The organism is Acidobacteriota bacterium, assembly GCA_018268895.1.
In the GTDB taxonomy this organism is placed as follows: Bacteria; Acidobacteriota; Terriglobia; order Terriglobales; family Acidobacteriaceae; genus Edaphobacter.
On the sequence record JAFDVP010000001.1, the window covers coordinates 78,201 to 96,070 of the forward strand.

At 59.9% G+C, this 17,870-nt stretch carries 15 protein-coding genes and 1 other RNA gene; 8 read left to right on the forward strand and 8 right to left on the reverse strand.

Annotated features, from left to right (window positions below; translation table 11 throughout):
- Positions 1-79 precede the first annotated feature (79 nt).
- Entirely contained in the window at positions 80-1,420 is a 1,341-nt protein-coding gene (gene argG / locus JSS95_00315) for an argininosuccinate synthase (protein MBS1798245.1), read from the forward strand.
- Between the two features lie 65 nt (positions 1,421-1,485).
- Here argG and JSS95_00320 read toward each other — a convergent pair whose 3' ends face one another.
- The 5 genes from JSS95_00320 to JSS95_00340 form a co-directional block, all read right to left on the reverse strand.
- Positions 1,486-2,034, reverse strand: coding sequence for a PEP-CTERM sorting domain-containing protein (locus JSS95_00320; protein MBS1798246.1), 549 nt, complete (start codon positions 2,032-2,034; stop codon positions 1,486-1,488).
- Positions 2,035-2,420: 386 nt separating this feature from the next.
- Entirely contained in the window at positions 2,421-3,035 is a 615-nt protein-coding gene (locus JSS95_00325; GenBank protein MBS1798247.1) for a PEP-CTERM sorting domain-containing protein, read from the reverse strand.
- Positions 3,036-3,320: 285 nt separating this feature from the next.
- Complete coding sequence (locus JSS95_00330; GenBank protein ID MBS1798248.1) at positions 3,321-4,775, reverse strand: beta-glucosidase; 1,455 nt, start codon at positions 4,773-4,775, stop codon at positions 3,321-3,323.
- A 22-nt stretch (positions 4,776-4,797) separates the two neighbouring features.
- Positions 4,798-5,823, reverse strand: coding sequence for a pectin esterase (locus JSS95_00335; protein MBS1798249.1), 1,026 nt, complete (start codon positions 5,821-5,823; stop codon positions 4,798-4,800).
- Between the two features lie 35 nt (positions 5,824-5,858).
- Positions 5,859-7,658: a hypothetical protein gene (locus JSS95_00340; protein ID MBS1798250.1), complete on the reverse strand. Its 1,800-nt coding sequence runs from the start codon at positions 7,656-7,658 to the stop codon at positions 5,859-5,861.
- A 76-nt stretch (positions 7,659-7,734) separates the two neighbouring features.
- Here JSS95_00340 and ffs point away from each other — a divergent pair.
- An RNA gene (gene ffs / locus JSS95_00345) (signal recognition particle sRNA small type) lies at positions 7,735-7,832 on the forward strand.
- 197 nt (positions 7,833-8,029) lie between these two features.
- On the forward strand, positions 8,030-9,046 hold the full coding sequence (locus tag JSS95_00350; GenBank protein ID MBS1798251.1) for a ketoacyl-ACP synthase III: 1,017 nt from the start codon (positions 8,030-8,032) through the stop codon (positions 9,044-9,046).
- A gap of 138 nt (positions 9,047-9,184) precedes the next feature.
- Here the strand turns inward: JSS95_00350 and JSS95_00355 are convergent, their stop codons facing one another.
- Complete coding sequence (locus tag JSS95_00355) at positions 9,185-9,895, reverse strand: VTT domain-containing protein (GenBank protein ID MBS1798252.1); 711 nt, start codon at positions 9,893-9,895, stop codon at positions 9,185-9,187.
- Between the two features lie 71 nt (positions 9,896-9,966).
- Positions 9,967-10,911: a menaquinone biosynthesis protein gene (locus JSS95_00360; protein MBS1798253.1), complete on the reverse strand. Its 945-nt coding sequence runs from the start codon at positions 10,909-10,911 to the stop codon at positions 9,967-9,969.
- Here JSS95_00360 and JSS95_00365 point away from each other — a divergent pair.
- Positions 10,867-11,058: a DUF3565 domain-containing protein gene (locus JSS95_00365; protein ID MBS1798254.1), complete on the forward strand. Its 192-nt coding sequence runs from the start codon at positions 10,867-10,869 to the stop codon at positions 11,056-11,058. The two genes, JSS95_00360 and JSS95_00365, sit on opposite strands and share 45 nt — an antisense overlap.
- Positions 11,059-11,140: 82 nt before the next feature.
- Here JSS95_00365 and JSS95_00370 read toward each other — a convergent pair whose 3' ends face one another.
- Entirely contained in the window at positions 11,141-11,719 is a 579-nt protein-coding gene (locus JSS95_00370; protein MBS1798255.1) for a CHRD domain-containing protein, read from the reverse strand.
- Positions 11,720-11,897: 178 nt separating this feature from the next.
- Between JSS95_00370 and JSS95_00375 the strand changes: the two genes are divergently transcribed.
- From JSS95_00375 to JSS95_00390, 4 genes are all read left to right on the forward strand, one after another.
- The gene (locus tag JSS95_00375; protein ID MBS1798256.1) at positions 11,898-13,004 is read left to right on the forward strand and encodes a mannonate dehydratase; all 1,107 of its coding nucleotides are present in this window, start codon (positions 11,898-11,900) and stop codon (positions 13,002-13,004) included.
- Positions 13,005-13,022: 18 nt separating this feature from the next.
- A complete protein-coding gene (gene dprA / locus JSS95_00380) occupies positions 13,023-14,228 on the forward strand; it encodes a DNA-protecting protein DprA (GenBank protein ID MBS1798257.1) in 1,206 nt (401 codons plus the stop codon).
- A gap of 281 nt (positions 14,229-14,509) precedes the next feature.
- Positions 14,510-17,389, forward strand: coding sequence for a type I DNA topoisomerase (topA, locus tag JSS95_00385; GenBank protein MBS1798258.1), 2,880 nt, complete (start codon positions 14,510-14,512; stop codon positions 17,387-17,389).
- Positions 17,390-17,398: 9 nt separating this feature from the next.
- Entirely contained in the window at positions 17,399-17,815 is a 417-nt protein-coding gene (locus JSS95_00390) for a hypothetical protein (protein MBS1798259.1), read from the forward strand.
- Positions 17,816-17,870 lie beyond the last annotated feature (55 nt).

The following is a 17,870-nucleotide window of genomic DNA, read 5'->3' on the forward strand; positions in this document are numbered from 1 at the left end:
GGGTTTGACTCGGCGAGTGACCGGCACGGATACTGAGGATCGGGACTTCTCAAAAAAATCTTTTTTATAAGGCTGAAACGTGTCGAATATTTTGCAGTCTCTTCCGACCGGACAGAAGGTTGGAATCGCGTTCTCCGGTGGTCTGGATACCAGTGCGGCTCTGCACTGGATGAAGCTGAAGGGCGCTGTGCCGTATGCGTATACGGCGAACCTGGGGCAGCCGGATGAGGCGGACTACGATGAGATTCCGAAGAAGGCGCTGGAGTATGGCGCGGCCCAGGCGCGGCTGATCGACTGCCGCTTGCAGCTCGTGGCCGAGGGACTGGCTGCGTTGCAGTCGGGCGCGTTCCACATCACGACGGCGGGGGTGACGTACTTCAACACGACTCCGATCGGGCGCGCGGTGACGGGTACGATGCTGGTTTCGGCGATGAAGGAAGACGGCGTCGGCATTTGGGGAGACGGCTCGACGTACAAGGGCAACGACATCGAACGGTTCTATCGCTACGGCCTGCTGGTGAACCCCGACCTGAAGATCTACAAGCCGTGGCTGGACGATGCCTTCATCGAAGAGCTGGGCGGCCGCAAGGAGATGTCGGAGTTCATGCAGCGGTCGGGGTTCGCTTACAAGATGTCGGTGGAGAAGGCGTATTCAACCGACTCGAACCTGCTTGGCGCGACGCATGAGGCGAAGGACCTGGAGTTTCTTTCGAGCAGCGTGAAGATCGTGGTGCCGATTATGGGTGTAGCCTCGTGGCGCGACGACGTTGAGGTGAAGCGCGAAGAGGTGACGGTGCGCTTTGTCGAGGGCTGGCCCGTGGCGCTGAACGGCAGGGAGTACACGGACTCGGTGGAACTGCTGCTCGAAGCCAACCGCATCGGCGGACGCCACGGTTTGGGCATGAGCGACCAGATCGAGAACCGTATCATCGAGGCGAAGAGCCGGGGCATCTACGAGTCGCCGGGACTGGCGCTGCTGTATATCGCGTATGAGCGCCTGATTACGGGCATTCACAACGAGGACACGATCGAGCAGTATCGCGAGAACGGCCGCAAGCTGGGGCGACTGCTGTACCAGGGGCGCTGGTTCGATTCACAGGCGATCATGCTGCGTGAGAGTGCGCAGCGCTGGGTGGCGAAGGCGGTGACGGGCGAGGTCACGCTGGAGCTGCGGCGTGGAAACGACTACTCGATCCTGAATACGGATTCGCCGAACCTGACCTTCAAGCCGGAGCGGCTGACGATGGAGAAGGGCGAGTCGACGTTCTCGCCGCGCGACAGGATCGGCCAGCTGACGATGCGGAACCTCGACATCGCAGACACGCGGGAGAAGCTGCTGACGTATGCCAAGGCCGGACTCATGACGTTGACGAAGGGTTCGGAGATGCCGCAATTGCAGGATGGCAGCAAGAGAAAATAATTTTTTGAGAATAGAAAACGCCTCTGGCATTGCCAGAGGCGTTCTTGTTTGAGAGTCGGCTCAGCTTAGGAGAGCCTGCGTTTCAGCGCCCCGGCAGCTCCGAGAAGGCCGGTGCTAAGAAGCAGCAGAGTGGACGGCTCAGGGGTGGCAGCCATGCCCGTAACGGAGAAAGTGACGTCTCCGTTGGCCTGTGTGCTGAACAGGAGCGTACCCGGTGTGGGGTCGTATCCAGGCTTCGCGGTTGTCATGATCCCGTTTGCGGTGAAGTTGCCAAAAGGTCCAAAGCTCATGTTGGTAATCGATTCGATCGTAAACGTGAATAACGATGCGCCATTTCCGGTCGTGAGCGCGGCACTGCCTGGAACGTAGGCGGCATAGTTGATCGGCGAGGTGATAACGCCATACTCTCCACCATACATAAGAATCTGGAAGTCGCCGGTCAGTGTGCTCTGCGCGCCGACATTGATGCCGTTCGGGTTGAAGATCAACTGTGTTCCAGTATCTTGCACCGAGGGACCAGTGGCAGAAAATTGACCTGTAATCGGAGTGGCATGCAGTGCTGGAACAAAGACCAGCGCCAAAAGTACAGCGAGCGAAAGGATTGATTTACGCAAGGTAGGAACCTCCTGCAAAGGGAAACTGGGAACTAATTACCTAAGCCTGGGAGCAACAATAGATGCGACAAATGTTTGTGCCTAGTCTGAAAGCGTTTTCCGCGATATTGCATTGTTTTGCGCAGTATTTTTTACTCTTCTGCTTGCAGCGAGGTAGAGAAAATTTGCCGTAAATTGTATCGATTAAAAACGGTTCGATTATCGAACCACAGCGGTTCAACGTAGTTTAGGAAGGGCATTTTTCTGGGTTTTCCGGACAAAGTGTGGCATGTCAGGGTTGTCACATGATGGCCGCGGGAGCATAAAAACGCCTCTGGCGCGGACTCAGACCGTTTGGGGATCTGTACCTGCGCCAGAGGCGTCGGATACTTCTTGAAGGTCGTGCTCTAGGAGAGACGGCGCTTCAACATTCCAGCAGCGCCGAGGAGTCCGGTGCTGAGAAGGAGCAGGGTGGAGGGTTCGGGAACAGCCGACGGTGTCGCAACCGCCGTTGCCGAGAAGGTGACATCACCATTGGCCTGCGTGCTGAAGAACAGATTCGCCAGGGTGGGGTCGTAGCCTGCAACGGCCGACGTGATGAGGCCGGTTCCAGTGAAGTTGCCGAACGCTCCACTCGTCACTTCAGTGATGGAGTTGAGCGTAAAGGTGAGTAGTGTTGAGCCGCTACCAAAGACCAGCGACGCGCTGCCGGGAGTATAGGCGGCGTAGTTGATCGGCGAGGTGATGGTCCCGGCCTCTCCCGCCGTCAGCAACGAGGCGAAAGAGCCTGTGATGGTTCCGGCCGCACCGACATTGATCGAGTTCGGGACGAAGATCAATTGTGTCCCCGTGTCCTGAACGGAAGCGCCGGTAACGGAGAATTGACCTGTAATGGGAGTTGCATGCAGCGCTGGAGCAACAATCAGCGCCGAAACAGCTACGAGTGAAAGTAGAAATTTACGCAATGGAGTTCTCCTAGGAAATGGGGAAGGTTTTTCACTTTCTGCGTACGGTAAGACCATAGATGCGGATAAGGAGACCTCGATAGTCTGAAAGAAATTTCTCAAAAACATGCAATAATTTGCATGTTTACTGGTTCTTCTCTGCTTCCAGCGACCTAGCAGGAGGCAGGCGATTTTGCCCATCCGAAAATAAATTTCATGCGGCCGATTATCGGACGAACTTCGTGCGAAATCGCAGGAAAATGCGGTCTGGCAGGCGGCTTCGCTCAGGTGGGAACGAAGTTTTCAATCACCAGTTTGGAGCTGGCGGTTCGCGGTTTGTACGAAAGGCAGTCTGCCGCTCCTTTATGCGAGGCCGTTGCGGGTGATGACTTCTTTGTAGAAGCGCGCGCTTAGCTTTGGTGTGCGTTTCTGGGTTTTGAAGTCGACGTAGTGAAGGCCGAAGCGGTAAGCGTAGCCATCGGCCCACTCGTAGTTGTCCATGAAGCTCCAGCAGAAGTAGCCTTTGACCGGCACGCCTTCGGAGACGGCGCGCTGTAGCTGGGCGATGTAGTTGCGCAGGTACATCACACGGTCGGTGTCGTAGACATGGCCGTCGGGGGTGAGGACGTCGCTGGACGAGGCCCCGTTCTCGGTGATGTAGATCTCCTTGACGCTCCAGGTTTCGGCGATGAGCTTTGGTCCCCAGTAGAGTCCCTGCGGCCCGACCTGAAGCCATGAGCTCATCATGTGCGGATAGGACTTCGGCGAGGGGACGACAGCATAGCCGCGCGGTGAGCTGTCGGCGCGCACCCATGTGGCGGTGTAGTTGTTGAGGCCGACGAAGTCCAGCGGAGAGCCGATGGCCTTCATGTCGGCGGCGGTGAACTTCGGCGCGTCGGCTCCGTGATGAGCGAGGTAGGCGTCGGTGTAGCGACCCTCCATCACGGCGGTGAGGTAGCCGGCGTTCTCTTCGCGCATGGCTTTGCGGGCTGCGGCGATGTGTTCGGCGGTCTCGATGACAGGGGTGCAGGCATCGGCGTTTTCGGCGAGACCGACTTTGGTGCCCGGCCTGGCGTGGGCGCGGATGGCCTGTACGCCGAGTCCGTGAGCGAGGACGGCGTGGTGCCGCACCTGGTTGACGCCTGCGGGCGGAAGGGTGAGTCCGGGCGCGTGGCGGCCGTCCTTGTAGCCGATGTCGACGAAGGAGCGCATCTCGTTGAGGGTCATGAAGTGCTTGACGCGGTCGGAGAGATGCTCGGCCATATAGCCCGCGTAGCGGGCGAAGGCCTCGGAGGTATCGCGCGACTGCCAGCCGCCTTTGTCTTCGAGCGCCTGTGGAAGGTCCCAGTGGAAGAGGGTGCAGTAGGGCTGAATGCCGTTGGCCAGAAGCTCATCGACGACACGGTTGTAGAAGTCGAGGCCTTTGGGGTTGGGAGTGCCGACGCCGGTTGGAAAGATGCGCGACCAACTGACGGAGAAGCGGTAGGTCTGGAGGCCCATGGCCTTCATGAGCTGGATGTCTTCTTTGTAGCGATGGTAGTGGTCGTCTGCGACGTCGCCCGTGTCGCCCATGTTGGTCTTGCCGGGAGTGTACGAGAAGGTGTCCCAGATGGAAGGCCCGCGGCCGTCTTCGTTGACGGCACCCTCGACCTGATAGGAGGCCGTAGCGGATCCCCAGAGAAAGTTCTTCGGAAAGGAGTGCGGCGCAGGCGCTGCCGGGTTTGCCGCTGCGAAAGCAAAGCTGGGGAGCGCGGTGGGAGCAAGTGCGGCGGAGCCGAACAGCCTGGCGAAGGTGCGGCGGGAAAATCGATTTAGCACTGGGGATTTCCTTCCAGGGGCGTCAGGGAAGTTTAGCCGCTTCTGTCTCCGGGCGCCAATGGTCTTTGCCTGCGAGGAAGTTGTCTGGAAGGTACTGGCTGGTTTCTTCCGGAGTGAGTTGGTGTGACCACTTCACTCGCGAGGATGGATTCGCGTCGGGGCCAGTGTTGCCGGATTCGGCATAGTCGGCGGTCTTCTCGTTGGCCGGGTTGCCCCAGTTGCTCCAGCCGGCGGGGTCGAGGTCGGAGGGAAGTTCAGTGTTGATGTAGACGACGCGCGAGTACGGGCGCCACGGACGGCCGAGGGCAGTAGTGGCTCTTGCTGAAGGGTTATGGTCGATGCTGCTGGTGACGCGACTATTCACGATGACGTAGCCGGTAGGTTGATCGACAGCGGTGCGCGACTGCGCGGTGAGGTAGCCGGGGCCGTTGGCGTGGAGCTCTGTGCGGTCGAAGACGGCGGCCGCGTTGCCGAAGATGAAGTCGACGCCGCCTTCGATATAGGAGTCGACGTAGTACTGGCGGCCGTAGTCGGCGAAGAGCGTGTCCTGATGGCCGAGGAAACGGCAATGCTTGAAGATGGCGCGGTCGGAACGGACGGCGACAGCAACGGCCTGGCCGGTGTTGCCGGCGGAGTTCTCGAAGGTGATGTTGTCGGCCTCGAAGCCGGAGCCGTTGACCTGGACTGTTTCGGTGAAGAAGGTTCCTCCCGCCTGCTTTGCATTAAGGCTGTTGGTGATGACGACGTCTTCGGGCCGTTTGCCTTTACCGATGAGAGTGATGTTGGGATGGTTCTGGGTGATGATGACGCGCTCGTGGTAAATGCCGGGGGAGATCTCTATATAAATGCGTGCTGGATTGCCGTCTTTGCTGAGGGATCCTTTACCCGGCCAGGGGTGATGGTCGAGCGCATTCTGGATGGTGGGGAAGACGGTGCGGTCTTCGTTGCCGGGGTTGGCGTGAGGAGCGGAAGGATCGACGCGGACGTGGACGTCTTGTGCGCGGACGGCGATGGAAAGGAAGAGGAAAAGTGGCAGGACCAATCGCATGGAGGGAAGGGTAGCACGGGTGGGCGGGTTTGGGGTTAGGTCTCGATGTCCATCATGCGGATGATGGCGAGGGCGTTGGAGGCGGGGTTGATACCCGGTTTGAGAAGGAAGTCGAAGGCAAGGGGATCGTCGGAGTTGGGGCTGGCCATGTGGACATTGATGCCGTGGTTTTCCGGCGTGGCGAGTGTGGTGAGAGCAAGGTCGTGTGTGGAGAGAGCGCCGATGGCGTTGTTACGGAGAAGATCGCGAAGGACGGCCTGAGCTGCGATGGCGCGATCGTGCGAGTTGGTGCCGCTGAAGAGCTCGTCGATGAGGAAGAGCGTGGGTGAGCGTTTGCTGAGGGCGAGGATGGCGTGGAGGCGCTGGACTTCGGCGAGGAATTTGGATTTGCTTTCGGCGAGAGAATCGGTGAGAGCGAGAGAGCTCCCGATGCGGAGAGGAGTGAGTGAAAGCGATGTCGCGCGGACGGGAGCACCGGCGAAGGCGAGGACTGTATTGAGCCCGATGGCGCGGAGGAGGGTGGATTTTCCGGCCATGTTGGATCCGCTGATGAGGTAGAAGCGTGTCTCCGCATCGAGAGCGATGTCGTTACAGATGCAGTGTTGCCTGGGAATGAGGGGGTGACCGAGGGCGGTGGCGTGAATCTGACCGGACTGCTTCCGGGAAAGCAAGGTGGGATAGACGTCCTGGGGATGCTCGAAGGCGTAGTTGGCCAGGGCATTGAGAGCTTCGAACTCTGCCCACGCGACGATCCATTGTTTGAGCGAGCCGGCGTGGGTGCGTTTCCAGTTGGAGATGGAGATGGCAGCCTGAGTTCCTATGGAGAAGAGGATAGAGAGGATGGCCGAGTATTCGCGGGTTAGCTGCTCGACGATGTCGAACTGATTCTGGATGCCACGCAATGCGGAGAGCGCTCGAGACGGTTCTCGGAACGCTTGCTGCAGTTTTTGCAGGCGAGGCGAGTGGAAGTCCTGCCGATCGAGGAGAGCGACTCCGTCGGCGAAGAGCTGCATCTGGTTGGCGACGCGTGAAGCGCGGAGGATGGGGAGAACACGGGCACGGACGATGAGGTAGACGATTCCCTGAACAGCGAAGGCGCATGCGAGTCCGATGAATACCGTGGTCCATGCGATGCGCTGAAACAGGCCAGCAAGAAGAAGACCGATGACGGTCACAGAGATCGCGATGAGAACCCATGAGATTGCCGGATGGAAGTATGGAGCAGGTTCTTCGACCCATGAGTCGAATATGGTGGCGGAGACATCCTGAAAGCGCGAGGGGCCAAGGAGGGTGATTTTTTCACGAAGGGTTGTGAGAGGCGCAAGCTCCTGTACGGATTGCTGGCGCTCAAGGACTTGCTCGGGTTCGGCTGGATCAAGGAGTATGCGGGCCAGTCCGCGCTGGCCAATACCGGTGCGAACGGTGGCAAGGAGGCCAAAGAGCGAGTTGGGGCCAAGGACGTTGAGGTCCCGATCGTAGAGGTGCGAGGGCGAGTAGAACTCTTCGCCCGTATGGCCAGACTGCGTGCGGGTTCCGTCGACGCGGGCAAGATTGGTGTCGTGAAAGACCTGTAGGCGCTGGATGCGGACGAGCTCGGATTGAAGGCCGAGATAAGCGGGCACGGAGGCAAGACCGGCGATAAGAGGAATTAAGGCGAACCAGGATGCGAGGCCTGAGGTGCGCAGTCCGAGGATGAGAACAAAGGCGAGGCAGAAAAGAAGGAAGATACGGTGACGCGTGCGCCGGGAGATGACGAGACTCTGTTCGTGGTCGAGAGAGGCAAGTCGTTTGCGGTAGTGCGCCTGAAGCGCTTCATTCTCTGCGGGCAGATCCATCGAGGTCCAGGGAAGCCTTGTCCAGAGTAACAAGCGAAGATGCGTGGATGGTCGCGCGATGATAAACTTGATCGTGTGCCGGGTCCTACGCGACGTAATCCCGCCAACCCCGCCAGGTCCGGAAGGAAGCAACGGTAACGGGTCATTACGGGCGCAGTGGGTCGCCCGGTACATTTTTAACTTAAGCGCGCTCAGCGCAGACTTCTTCCCTTGCTCTACCCTTGGACAATTCAAAGATGCCTGAGGAGCCGGGGTTTGCTGCGTCCTTACAACGGCTTTATGGGGGGCGTGACAGGTGGGCCATTCTCGGTGAGAATGGTGGCATTCAAGGAAAGTTCATTTTTCGCGAGTTGAAGGGCTGAGGTGAGAGTTTGAGTCTGACGTTGAAGCCGCGGACACAGGTGCGGGCAAAGATCTCTTCGGTTGGAACCTATGTTCCGCCGCGTCTGTTAACCAACGCCGATCTGGAAAAGATGGTGGAGACCAACGACCAGTGGATTGTGGAGCGGACGGGAATCCGCGAACGCCACCTGGTCGACAAGGGCGTTGCGACCAGCGACCTGGCGACGGAAGCGGCAAAGCGATGCCTGGAGAAGCGCGGCATTCCGGCGACTGAGGTCGAGGCGATCATCGTCGCGACGGTGACTCCTGACATGCTGTTTCCGGCCACGGCCTGCCTGGTGCAGAACAAGCTGGGAGTTCCGGGAGCCTGGGGTTTCGACCTCTCCGCCGCGTGCTCGGGGTTTCCATATGCGTTGCAGGTGGGCGCGAAGCTGGTGGAGAGCGGAGCGCACAAGAAGGTGCTGGTGATCGGCGCCGACGTGATGAGCTCGATCATCGACTATACGGACCGGGCGACGTGCGTGATCTTCGGCGATGGCGCGGGTGCGGTCCTGCTGGAGCCCTGCGAGGAGGGCGAGATCGGGCTGATCGACTTCTGGCACGAGATCGACGGCGCAGGTGCGGTAGCGCTGAATATGCCGGCCGGAGGAAGCCTGAATCCCACAACAGCGGAGACGGTGTCGAACAAGATGCACTACGTCCATCAGGACGGACAGGCGGTGTACAAGTTTGCCGTGCGCAAGATGGCCGAAGCGGCGGAGAAGATACTGGAGCGCAATGGCGTTGCAGGCAGCGAGCTGGCCTGTTTTATCCCGCACCAGGCCAATAAGCGGATCATTCTTTCGACAGCGGAGCGGCTGGGGATGCCGGAGAACAGGGTGGTCATTAATATAGATAGGTTCGGCAATACGACGGCGGGAACGATTCCGCTGGCGATGCAGACGGCGCTGGACGATGGACGGCTGAAAAAGGGTGACCTGGTGCTGCTGGCGAGCGTGGGAGCCGGATTCACGGTGGGCGCTACGCTCTTGCGGTGGGAGTTTTAATAGGGAATAGGGAATAGGGCGGCGGGTGCCGCCCTGCTTCTATTTGCAGGCAAAGAAGGCTCCCATTCGACCTCGCCCAGGCAAGCACTTCGCTGCGCTACGGAATGACAAAGATAGAAAGATTCGGGCGCACAAGTCTCAGGCGACGGACTTGTTCTGAGCCAGACCCTGCGGCGCAGCGACGCTCTGCGAGGCTTTGTATATCTTCCAGAAGGCGAAGGCGCAGCCGAGGATGATGGATGCCCAAACGACGATGAGGATAGGCGTGGCGTACTTCGCCGAGATGTGGTGCCAGAGGCGCAGGATGTGGCGTCCGTAGTAGAGGCCCAGCCCTGCTGCAATGGCGTGACGCGCTGCGCGGCTGATGATGAAAGCGGTGAGGAACTTCCTCTGCGGCATCTTCAGGGCGCCGGCGGCGAGCACGAAGGGTGTGAGCGGCATGGGCGGAGGCAAGAGGGCAGGGAGCGCGACCGAGAGGACGGCGTGGCCTTCCATCCATTCGCAGACAAGCTTGAAGATGCGCGGGGGAACACGCTTCTCGATGAAGGCCATGCCTCCCGACAGGGCAACGCGATAGCTGAGGTATCCGCCGATGGCCGACCCTGCGGTGGCGATGAGGATGAGCAGAAAGGCATTCTGGTGGCGCGCCGCCATCAGAATGAGCATGATGTCGGTGATGCCGGGGATGGGCAGGGGGACGAACGAGGCGTCGGCGATGGCGACGAAGAAGAGTCCGAAGAGGCCGAAGCCGAAGAGGAAGTGAAGCAGGGGGGAGCGCCTGCTATGTGGCGCCACGATCTCGAACGCGGAGCCGGTATCGGCTACGACGGCGGTGACGGTTGGCGTCATAGGCTCTATGACGCCAAACTGGCAGATGAAGTCGCGCGGAAATCGGAGAAAATTGTCAGTTTGCCGTATGGCTACAGGAACCGCAGGTCGGGCAGGGGAGGCAGGATTTCTGCTCCAGCGGCCAGCCTGCGGAAGAGACGGATGGTTTCGACGCACTCCGTTGTCAGCGTGTAATGGATGTTTTCGGTGAGATAGCGATGGATGGTGCTGCGTGTCAGCGCGATGCGCGGCGCCCACTCGTCGGCGAGGTCGCCGATGTGAGCGAGACCGTGATCGCGCGATCGGGTGAGGTCGTCGATCAGGTCGGGGGCCGGTACGCTGTCGCGGGTAAGGGCCTCGGGGCGCACGGCCCAGACGGCTGCGACCCAGGGCAGGCCGGTGTGCGTGCGCCACTCGTGCGCCAGATCGAACCACTGGCAGGGGCCGATGGCCCCTTCGATCTGATGGCGCGCTTCAAGGGCGAGCAGGGCCGGGTCTCCGATGACGAGTGCGGCATCGTGATGGCGCAGCATGACGATCGGGGCGGCGGGTTCCTCGATGAAGGTTGGCGAGTTGCGATGGACGTCTCGGAAGAGGATCTGGGCGTAGGCGCGGGAGCTTCGCGAGGCGCTGTCGGTTGCGACGGTGCGTACGGTCTCGAGCGTGTGAGGCGTTTTGACGATGAGCTGAATGGAGCGGACGTGGTCGAGCGACGCGATGGTGCATCCGGGTACGATGGCGAGGTCGGGCGTGATGGAGGCGATGGGGATGAGGCCGAGGTCGGCGCGTCCAGCGAGGAGGTCTTCGGCGCACAGTGACGGCATGGTGTAGTGGAGCCGGTAGCGCGCGGAGAGATGGAAGGAGCGGGGAGGATGCTCGAAGTCCCACATGAGGGGAGCGGGATTGAGGAAGTCGATGGCTGCTACGCTGACGGGATGGGATGAGACGGGGGCCAAGGAAGTAGTGTAGTGGATGTGAGGGGAGGGCGTGATATGCAACGTGCGATCATCGGTTACGAGAAAGACGAAGAAGGGCATTGGGTGGCGCGGCTGGAGTGCGGGCATGGACAGCATGTGCGGCACGACCCTCCATGGATGGTGCGGGAGTGGGTGACGACGGAGGAGGGGCGCGCGTCGCGTCTGGGGGTGAAGCTTAATTGCAAGCGATGTGATGAAGGGGAGTAGATCTCTAATTCGAGAGGGGATTTTGCAATGGATGGCCGGGGGTCCTGTTAGCGTCCCGGCCACCGATACGAAGGGGGAGAGCTCAGGCTTGCAGACGCCTGCGGAGTGTGGCGAAGGCTCCGATGAGTCCGGTCCCTAAGAGCAGGAGTGAATTGGGTTCGGGGGTAGCGGCGATGAAGCCGCGAATCTCTCCGCCGGGGAAGGTTGCATTGTGAATGTTGCTGTAGGTTTGACCGCTGTTCAAGGCCGCGATAAGGGCAGCCTCTGCTCCCGCAGCTGTTCCGCCCTCGGCGGTGATAAAAGCTGCGGTATAGGTTGAAGCGAGGGTAAGGTCAAAGGTGTTGGAGTAGGTGCCGGAGGTAGCATTCGGAAATCCGGTAAAGGGAACCGCAACAGCGGCATTGCTGCCAGGAGCGGTGCAGCAGTGGATATGAGCGGCGCTGGCTGGACCGCCGGTAAGACCCGAGAAGGTGATGTTGACCGTCAGCATATCTCCGGTGAGTGTGAGTGTCGTAAAGCCTGTGGCGGTGCTTCCATTTGACGGGACCTCATTGGCCCCGCTCATCATGGCGGTGTAAGTGATGGTGGATGCCCTAAGCGGCAGGGTACAGGCGATCAAGGCGAGTACAAGGGGCCCGGCAAGAAGAAGGCGTTTGAGCATAATCATTCTCCTCCCGTGGAAGGGGTGGCTAGGGATTGCTTAAAGCATGCGGCCTTAGTGGAGACAGGATTGTCAAATGTTTGTCAGTTCTTTGTCCCCGCGATGTTTTGCGCACGGAAATAGCGCTGGCAGGATGAGTTATGGATATTTCCGTTGCGATGGGAGATAGTGGGTGACTATGGATCGCAGACGATTTCTTTCAAGTTCGACCGCTGTCGCGGCAGTGATTGGCGGCGGCGTGGCGACGGATGCCCAGTCTTCTGGTTCAAGGGCAGCAAAGTCGAAGCCGGTATTGATGAAGCTGGGTTGTCAGAGTGCTCCGACTACGGATGCTCATCTGAAGTACCTGGCTCGCTATGGTGTGAAACATATCTGCGGTTATCCTCAGACGTCGGACGGCAGGATTGCGTCGACGGTGGAAGAGCTCAGCCGGATGAAGGAACTGGCTGAGAAGAATGGCATTGAGGTGGTGTGTGTCGGGCCGCCGATTCTGGAGTCGAGCTACATCGACAATGAGAAGCATCCGGCGATCATGCTGGCGAAGAGCCCGGAGCGCGATCGCGACATTGAGCAGTTGCAGATACTGATTCGCAACTGCGCCCAGGCGGGTCTGCCTTCGATCAAGTACAACATGAGCATTCTCGGCGTGCTGCGTTCGGGAAGAGTGCCGGGCCGCGGCGACGCGAGCTACAGCAGGTGGAACCTTGCCGAAGCGAAGCCGAAGTCTCCGCTGACGATCGCCGGGCACGTGGATGCCGATGCGTTCTGGGAGAGGATTACGTACTTCCTCGACAGGATCATTCCGGTGGCGAATGAGAACAAGGTGAGGATGGCGTGTCATCCGCAGGACCCGGGGGTGCCGCCGGAGGGGTACCAGGGCGTCGATCGCGTGTTGGGGACGGTGGATGGGTTGAAGAAGTTCATCACGATTCGTGAGAGCGAGTATCACGGTCTGAACTTCTGCCAGGGGACGGTATCGGAGATGCTGACCGATCCGGGTACGCAAATCTACGACGTGATTCGCTACTTCGGTTCGCGGAAGAAGATCTTCAATGTGCACTTCAGGAATATCCGCGGGCACAGGAACGACTTTACCGAGGTGTATCCGGACGAGGGCGATGTGAATATGTGGAAGGCGCTCAACGTCTACAAGGAGGTTGGGTATCCTTATATGCTGATGCCTGACCACGTGCCGCAGGCGGAGAGCGATCCGCGCGGTTTACAGTCGTTCGCCTATTGTTATGGGTATATTCGCGGCCTGATACAGGTGGCGCAGCAGGTGTAAGGGCTAGAAAGAGGATGGATGAAGTTGGGCCAGCAGAGCAGTGTGGCTACAGTTGAAGCTCAGAGGACGGCGCAGCTTGCATGGCTGGCGCTGGTGCTTACACCGGGGATGGGTGCTACCCGGACGTGGAAGGTGATGCGGCGGCTGGGTGAGCCGGAGCGGTTGTTCGAGGCGTCGCTGACCGACCTTGAGGGGCTGGGGATGCCGGCGCACTCTGCGCAGTTTGTCTTCGAACAGAGGGCGCGCGCGGCAGCGGAGGATGAGCTGCATCGCCTCGGAGAGAGCGGCGGAAGAATTCTCACTCCTGTCGACGAGCAGTATCCCGAACGTCTTCGGCAGATATACGATCCTCCGGCGGTCCTGTGGGTTCGCGGCAGCATGGAGTCGCTCGCGCGTCCGGGGATTGCCGTTGTGGGGACGCGGCATCCTTCGACCTATGGCGCGGGGATGGCCGAGATGCTGGCGCGCGATCTGGCGGCGCGCAGGCTGACGATCTTTAGCGGCATGGCTCGCGGTGTGGACACTGCGGCGCACAAGGGCGCGCTTGCGGCGAAGGGCAACACAGTTGCGGTGTGGGGAACGGGGATCGACGTGATCTATCCGAAGGAGAACAAGCGGCTGGCCGAGCAGATCGTCGAGAGCGGAGGCGCGATCGTCAGCGAGTATCCGCTTGGCACGTTTCCGGCGCCGCAGAACTTCCCCGTGCGCAACCGCATTCTGAGCGGAATGAGTTTGGGCGTGCTGGTGATCGAAGCCGCGGAGCACAGCGGAACGAGGATCACGGCGCGGCTGGCGATGGAGCAGAACCGCGACATCTACGCGGTCCCAGGCAACGTGACGAACAAGAATGCCTGGGGGCCGAATACGCTCATCAAGCAGGGAGCGAAGCTGACGGCGACCTGGGAGGATGTGTGGGAGGACCTGCCCTCACCGGTTCGCCGGCAACTGGAGGAGGAGGCGGGGGTTAGAAGCTCCGATGAATCGAATGCGGCAGGGACTGCATCCTTATTTAGCGATACGGGCCGCAGAGAGACTGCACTTTCGGACCAGGAACGTTTGGTTCTCGACAGACTGCGAGCGGATGAGGCGACACAACTGGATGAGCTGATCGAGGGTTTGGAAGGAGAGCTTGGATCGCCGGAGATCTTTACGGCGTTGTTTGAGCTGGAGCTTTCAGGCCGGGTGAAGCAGCTTCCGGGAAAGAATTATGTTCGTGCGCTTTAGCGTTCTCCGTGATCCGGCCGGTACGACCGGTGGAAAAGTTTTTTCTTCGAGCAGGTAAGTCTGCGTTCTGGCTTGACTTGGAACGAGATTGAGGAATGGGTGGAGCGGAGGTTGTACCTATTCATGGTGGTAACGTTTTGGCACCGAGCGCGTCAGTTGTGGGATATGGAGAGATGGCGCCCCGGACGAAACCGTGTTAGGTTCGCAAGGGAATCTTGAGAAGTGAGAGAAAGATGGAACGTTTGGCCACGGCTGAACGTTTTGGTGAGTGAAGGGACCAGATGGCTAAGTCATTAGTGATCGTGGAGTCGCCGGCGAAGGCGAAGACGATCGGAAAATATCTCGGCAGCGATTACACGGTGGAGGCCTCGATCGGCCACATCATGGATCTGCCCAAAAACGACATCGGCGTGGAGCTGAAGAAGCGGACCTTCGAGCCGACGCTGATCGTCTCTCCTGGAAAGGAGAAGGTCGTCGACCGCCTGAAGAAGCTGGCGGCGAAGGCCGATGCGGTTTACCTGGCGCCTGACCCCGACCGCGAGGGCGAGGCGATCGCCGCGCATCTTTCGATGCAACTGCTGCCGGTGGTGAAGGACAAGTCGAAGGTGCGGCGCGTGACCTTCAACGAGATTACGAAGAAGGCTGTGAATGCGGCCTTCGCCCATGCCCGCGACGTCGACGAGAACCTGGTCGATGCGCAGCAGACGCGGCGTGTGCTGGACCGGCTGGTGGGCTACCAGATCTCTCCGTTGCTATGGGACAAGGTGCGCCGCGGTTTGAGCGCGGGACGTGTGCAGACGGTGGCGCTACGGCTGATCGTCGAGCGCGAGCAGGAGATCAACGATTTCAAGCCGGTGGAGTACTGGACGATCGACGCCGATCTTCTGCCCGGCGGTAAGCAGGGATTTACAGCGAGGTTTGTCGGCGTGAATGGCGTTCCTTCGCGTGTGGCGAATGGCGTTGATGCGGACGGCAAGGAGTTGTTCATTGCGAATGCGCTTCCCGATGGAGACGCCGTCGAAGAGGTTGTCGGCGAGCTGAAGCAGGCTTCCTGGAAGGTCCGCTCGGTCGACAAGAAGGAGCGGAAAAACAATCCAAAGGCCCCTTACACGACGAGCAAGCTGCAGCAGGATGCGGCGGGACGGCTGGGCTTCAATGTGCGCCGCACGATGGGCGTGGCGCAGCGTTTGTATGAGGGCGTCGAGATCGGGAGCGAGGGAACGGTCGGCCTGATTACGTACATGCGTACCGACTCGACCCGCGTGAGTCCGGATGCGATTGCGGAGGCGCGTGAGTTTATCGGCAAGCTGGGCGGGCAGTATCTGCCGGCGAAGCCGAATGAGTACGTGGGCAAGAAGCAGGTCCAGGCGCAGGATGCGCACGAGGCGATCCGCCCGACGTCGGTGAAGTTCACGCCGGAGTCGATCCGCAGGTATCTCTCGGACGAACAGTATCGTTTGTACAAGCTGATCTGGCAGCGGTTTGTCTCGAGCCAGATGACTCCGGCGATCTTCGACCAGACGACGGTGGAGATCGAGGCGAAGGCGAAGCTGACGTATGACTTCCGTGTGAGCGGGAGCGTGCTGAAGTTCGACGGTCATCTGAAGTTCGAGGAAGAAGAGAAGCGCGCTCGCGCCGCGGCGAAGGAGAAGGTTGCGAAGGAAGAGAAGCTGGCGCAGGGCGACGCCGATGCGGAGAACGAAGACGAGGCGGAGCGTCGTCTGCCGGAGCTTGCCGCGGGCGAGGCGTTGCGGCTCGAGAAGCTGGATTCGCAGCAGAAGTTCACGCAGCCTCCGCCGCGCTACAACGAAGCCAGCCTGGTGAAGACGCTCGAGGAGAAGGGCATTGGCCGGCCTTCGACATATGCGTCCATCATTAATACGATCCAGGACCGCGACTATGTGAAGAAGATCGGCGCGAAGTTCGTTCCGACTGAGATCGGCATCGTTGTGACAAAGTTGCTGGTCAAGAACTTTCCGTACATCTTCGACACGCTGTATACGGCGACGCTCGAGGGCGAGCTGGACGCCGTGGAAGAGGGCCAGGAGCGGTGGACGGACCTGCTGAATGGCTTCTACGACCACTTCGAGAAGGAGCTCAAGGTCGCCGAGAAGCACATGGAAGACATCAAGCGGATGGAGGAGCCGACCAAGGAGACCTGCGACAAGTGCGGCTCGCCGCTGATCCTGAAGTGGGGCAAGTTCGGCAGCTTCTACTCGTGCTCGAACTTCTCGAAGACGAAGCCGATGACGGTTGCGGCTGGTCCGTGGAAGAAGGACAAGAAGGCGGTGCTCAAGAAGATCACCTCTGCGCTGACCTACCCGATGACGGTGAAGGCGACGACCGACGACATGATCGACTTCTCGGCGGAGGCAGCGGATGCAAAGGCGCTGACCACGGCGATCGAAGAGGCGCAGGAGAAGGGCAAGAAGGTGACGGTGGAGACCTTCAGCTGCGACTTCACGAAGGAGAACTACGCCGCCAAGCCCGACCTGAGCGCTCCGGGCGCGGATGAGGCGCCGGAGGAAGAGGCCTGCGACAACTGCGGCCGCACGATGGTGCTGCGCAACGGTCCGTGGGGGCCGTTCATGTCGTGTCCCGGCTACAACGACGATCCGCCGTGCAAGACGATTCGCAAGTTGAGCCAGAAGGTGCAGCAGAAGCCGCCGGTGCAGCTTGAGGAATCCTGCCCGAAGTGCGGCAAGCCGTTGCTGCTGCGCAATGGGCAGTATGGCGAGTTCATCAGCTGTAGCGGCTATCCGAAGTGCAAGTACATCAAGCAGGAATTGCTGGACGTGAAGTGTCCGAAGGATGGCGGCGACATCGCCGTGCGCAAGACCAAGCGCGGAGACACGTTCTACGGTTGCGTGAACTATCCGAAGTGCGACTTTGCCTCGAACCTGAAGCTGATCGATGAGACGTGCCCGAAGTGCGAGAGCGCGTACCTGCTTGAGGTGTCGAACGACAAGGGAACGTTCTGGGTGTGCCCGAACAATCTGGCGGACCTGCCGAAGCGGCGGAAGAAGAAGGGAGAGGACGAACCGGCGGCGACGGTGCCTCCCTGCACGTACAAGAAGAAGGTGGCGGCACCGGCTCCGGTGGAGACGCTGAGCCGTCCCGACCCGGAGAAGACTCGACCTGTAGTAGAAAGCGTAGCGTAAGGAGACGAAGTGGCGATAGCAGCAGATGCGGAACTGATTCTGAAGCTTTATGAGGTACGGCGCGAGGAGACACTGAGGAAGTCGCGTAAGTTTTTGGTCTTCGACTTTCAGCCAAAGACGCTGGAGGAGCTTCGCGCGGTGACGCGCGATACGGCATCGCCGTACAACGCGGCCTGGCGGCAGACGCTCAGCTACTGGGAGATGGCTGCCTCGCTGGTTCTGCGCGGCGCGCTCGATCCGGATTTGTTTCTGGATTCAAACGGCGAGGGCATTCTGATCTACGCCAAGTTTCACCACTTCCATAAGGAGACGGAGAAGGAATCCGGCAACCCGTTCATGCGGAATACAGCAGCGCTGATCGCAAAGTATCCGGCGGCGCAGGCTCTCCACGGCATGTTTCTGAAGATGTTGGGAGTTACCTCGTAGAGGAGTACGTCGGCGATTCAAGGACCGCCCAAATGGGCGGTCTTTCATTTCTTGC

Coding starts and splice junctions, on each gene's coding strand:
- JSS95_00325 (MBS1798247.1), bottom strand. CDS start 3,035: ATGGTCTTACCGTACGCAGAAAGTGAAAAACCTTCCCCATTTCCTAGG.
- JSS95_00335 (MBS1798249.1), bottom strand. CDS start 5,823: ATGCGATTGGTCCTGCCACTTTTCCTCTTCCTTTCCATCGCCGTCCGC.
- JSS95_00340 (MBS1798250.1), bottom strand. CDS start 7,658: ATGGATCTGCCCGCAGAGAATGAAGCGCTTCAGGCGCACTACCGCAAA.
- JSS95_00355 (MBS1798252.1), bottom strand. CDS start 9,895: ATGACGCCAACCGTCACCGCCGTCGTAGCCGATACCGGCTCCGCGTTC.
- JSS95_00365 (MBS1798254.1), top strand. CDS start 10,867: ATGCAACGTGCGATCATCGGTTACGAGAAAGACGAAGAAGGGCATTGG.
- JSS95_00360 (MBS1798253.1), bottom strand. CDS start 10,911: ATGCCCTTCTTCGTCTTTCTCGTAACCGATGATCGCACGTTGCATATC.
- JSS95_00370 (MBS1798255.1), bottom strand. CDS start 11,719: ATGCTCAAACGCCTTCTTCTTGCCGGGCCCCTTGTACTCGCCTTGATC.
- JSS95_00375 (MBS1798256.1), top strand. CDS start 11,898: ATGGATCGCAGACGATTTCTTTCAAGTTCGACCGCTGTCGCGGCAGTG.
- dprA (MBS1798257.1), top strand. CDS start 13,023: ATGAAGTTGGGCCAGCAGAGCAGTGTGGCTACAGTTGAAGCTCAGAGG.
- topA (MBS1798258.1), top strand. CDS start 14,510: ATGGCTAAGTCATTAGTGATCGTGGAGTCGCCGGCGAAGGCGAAGACG.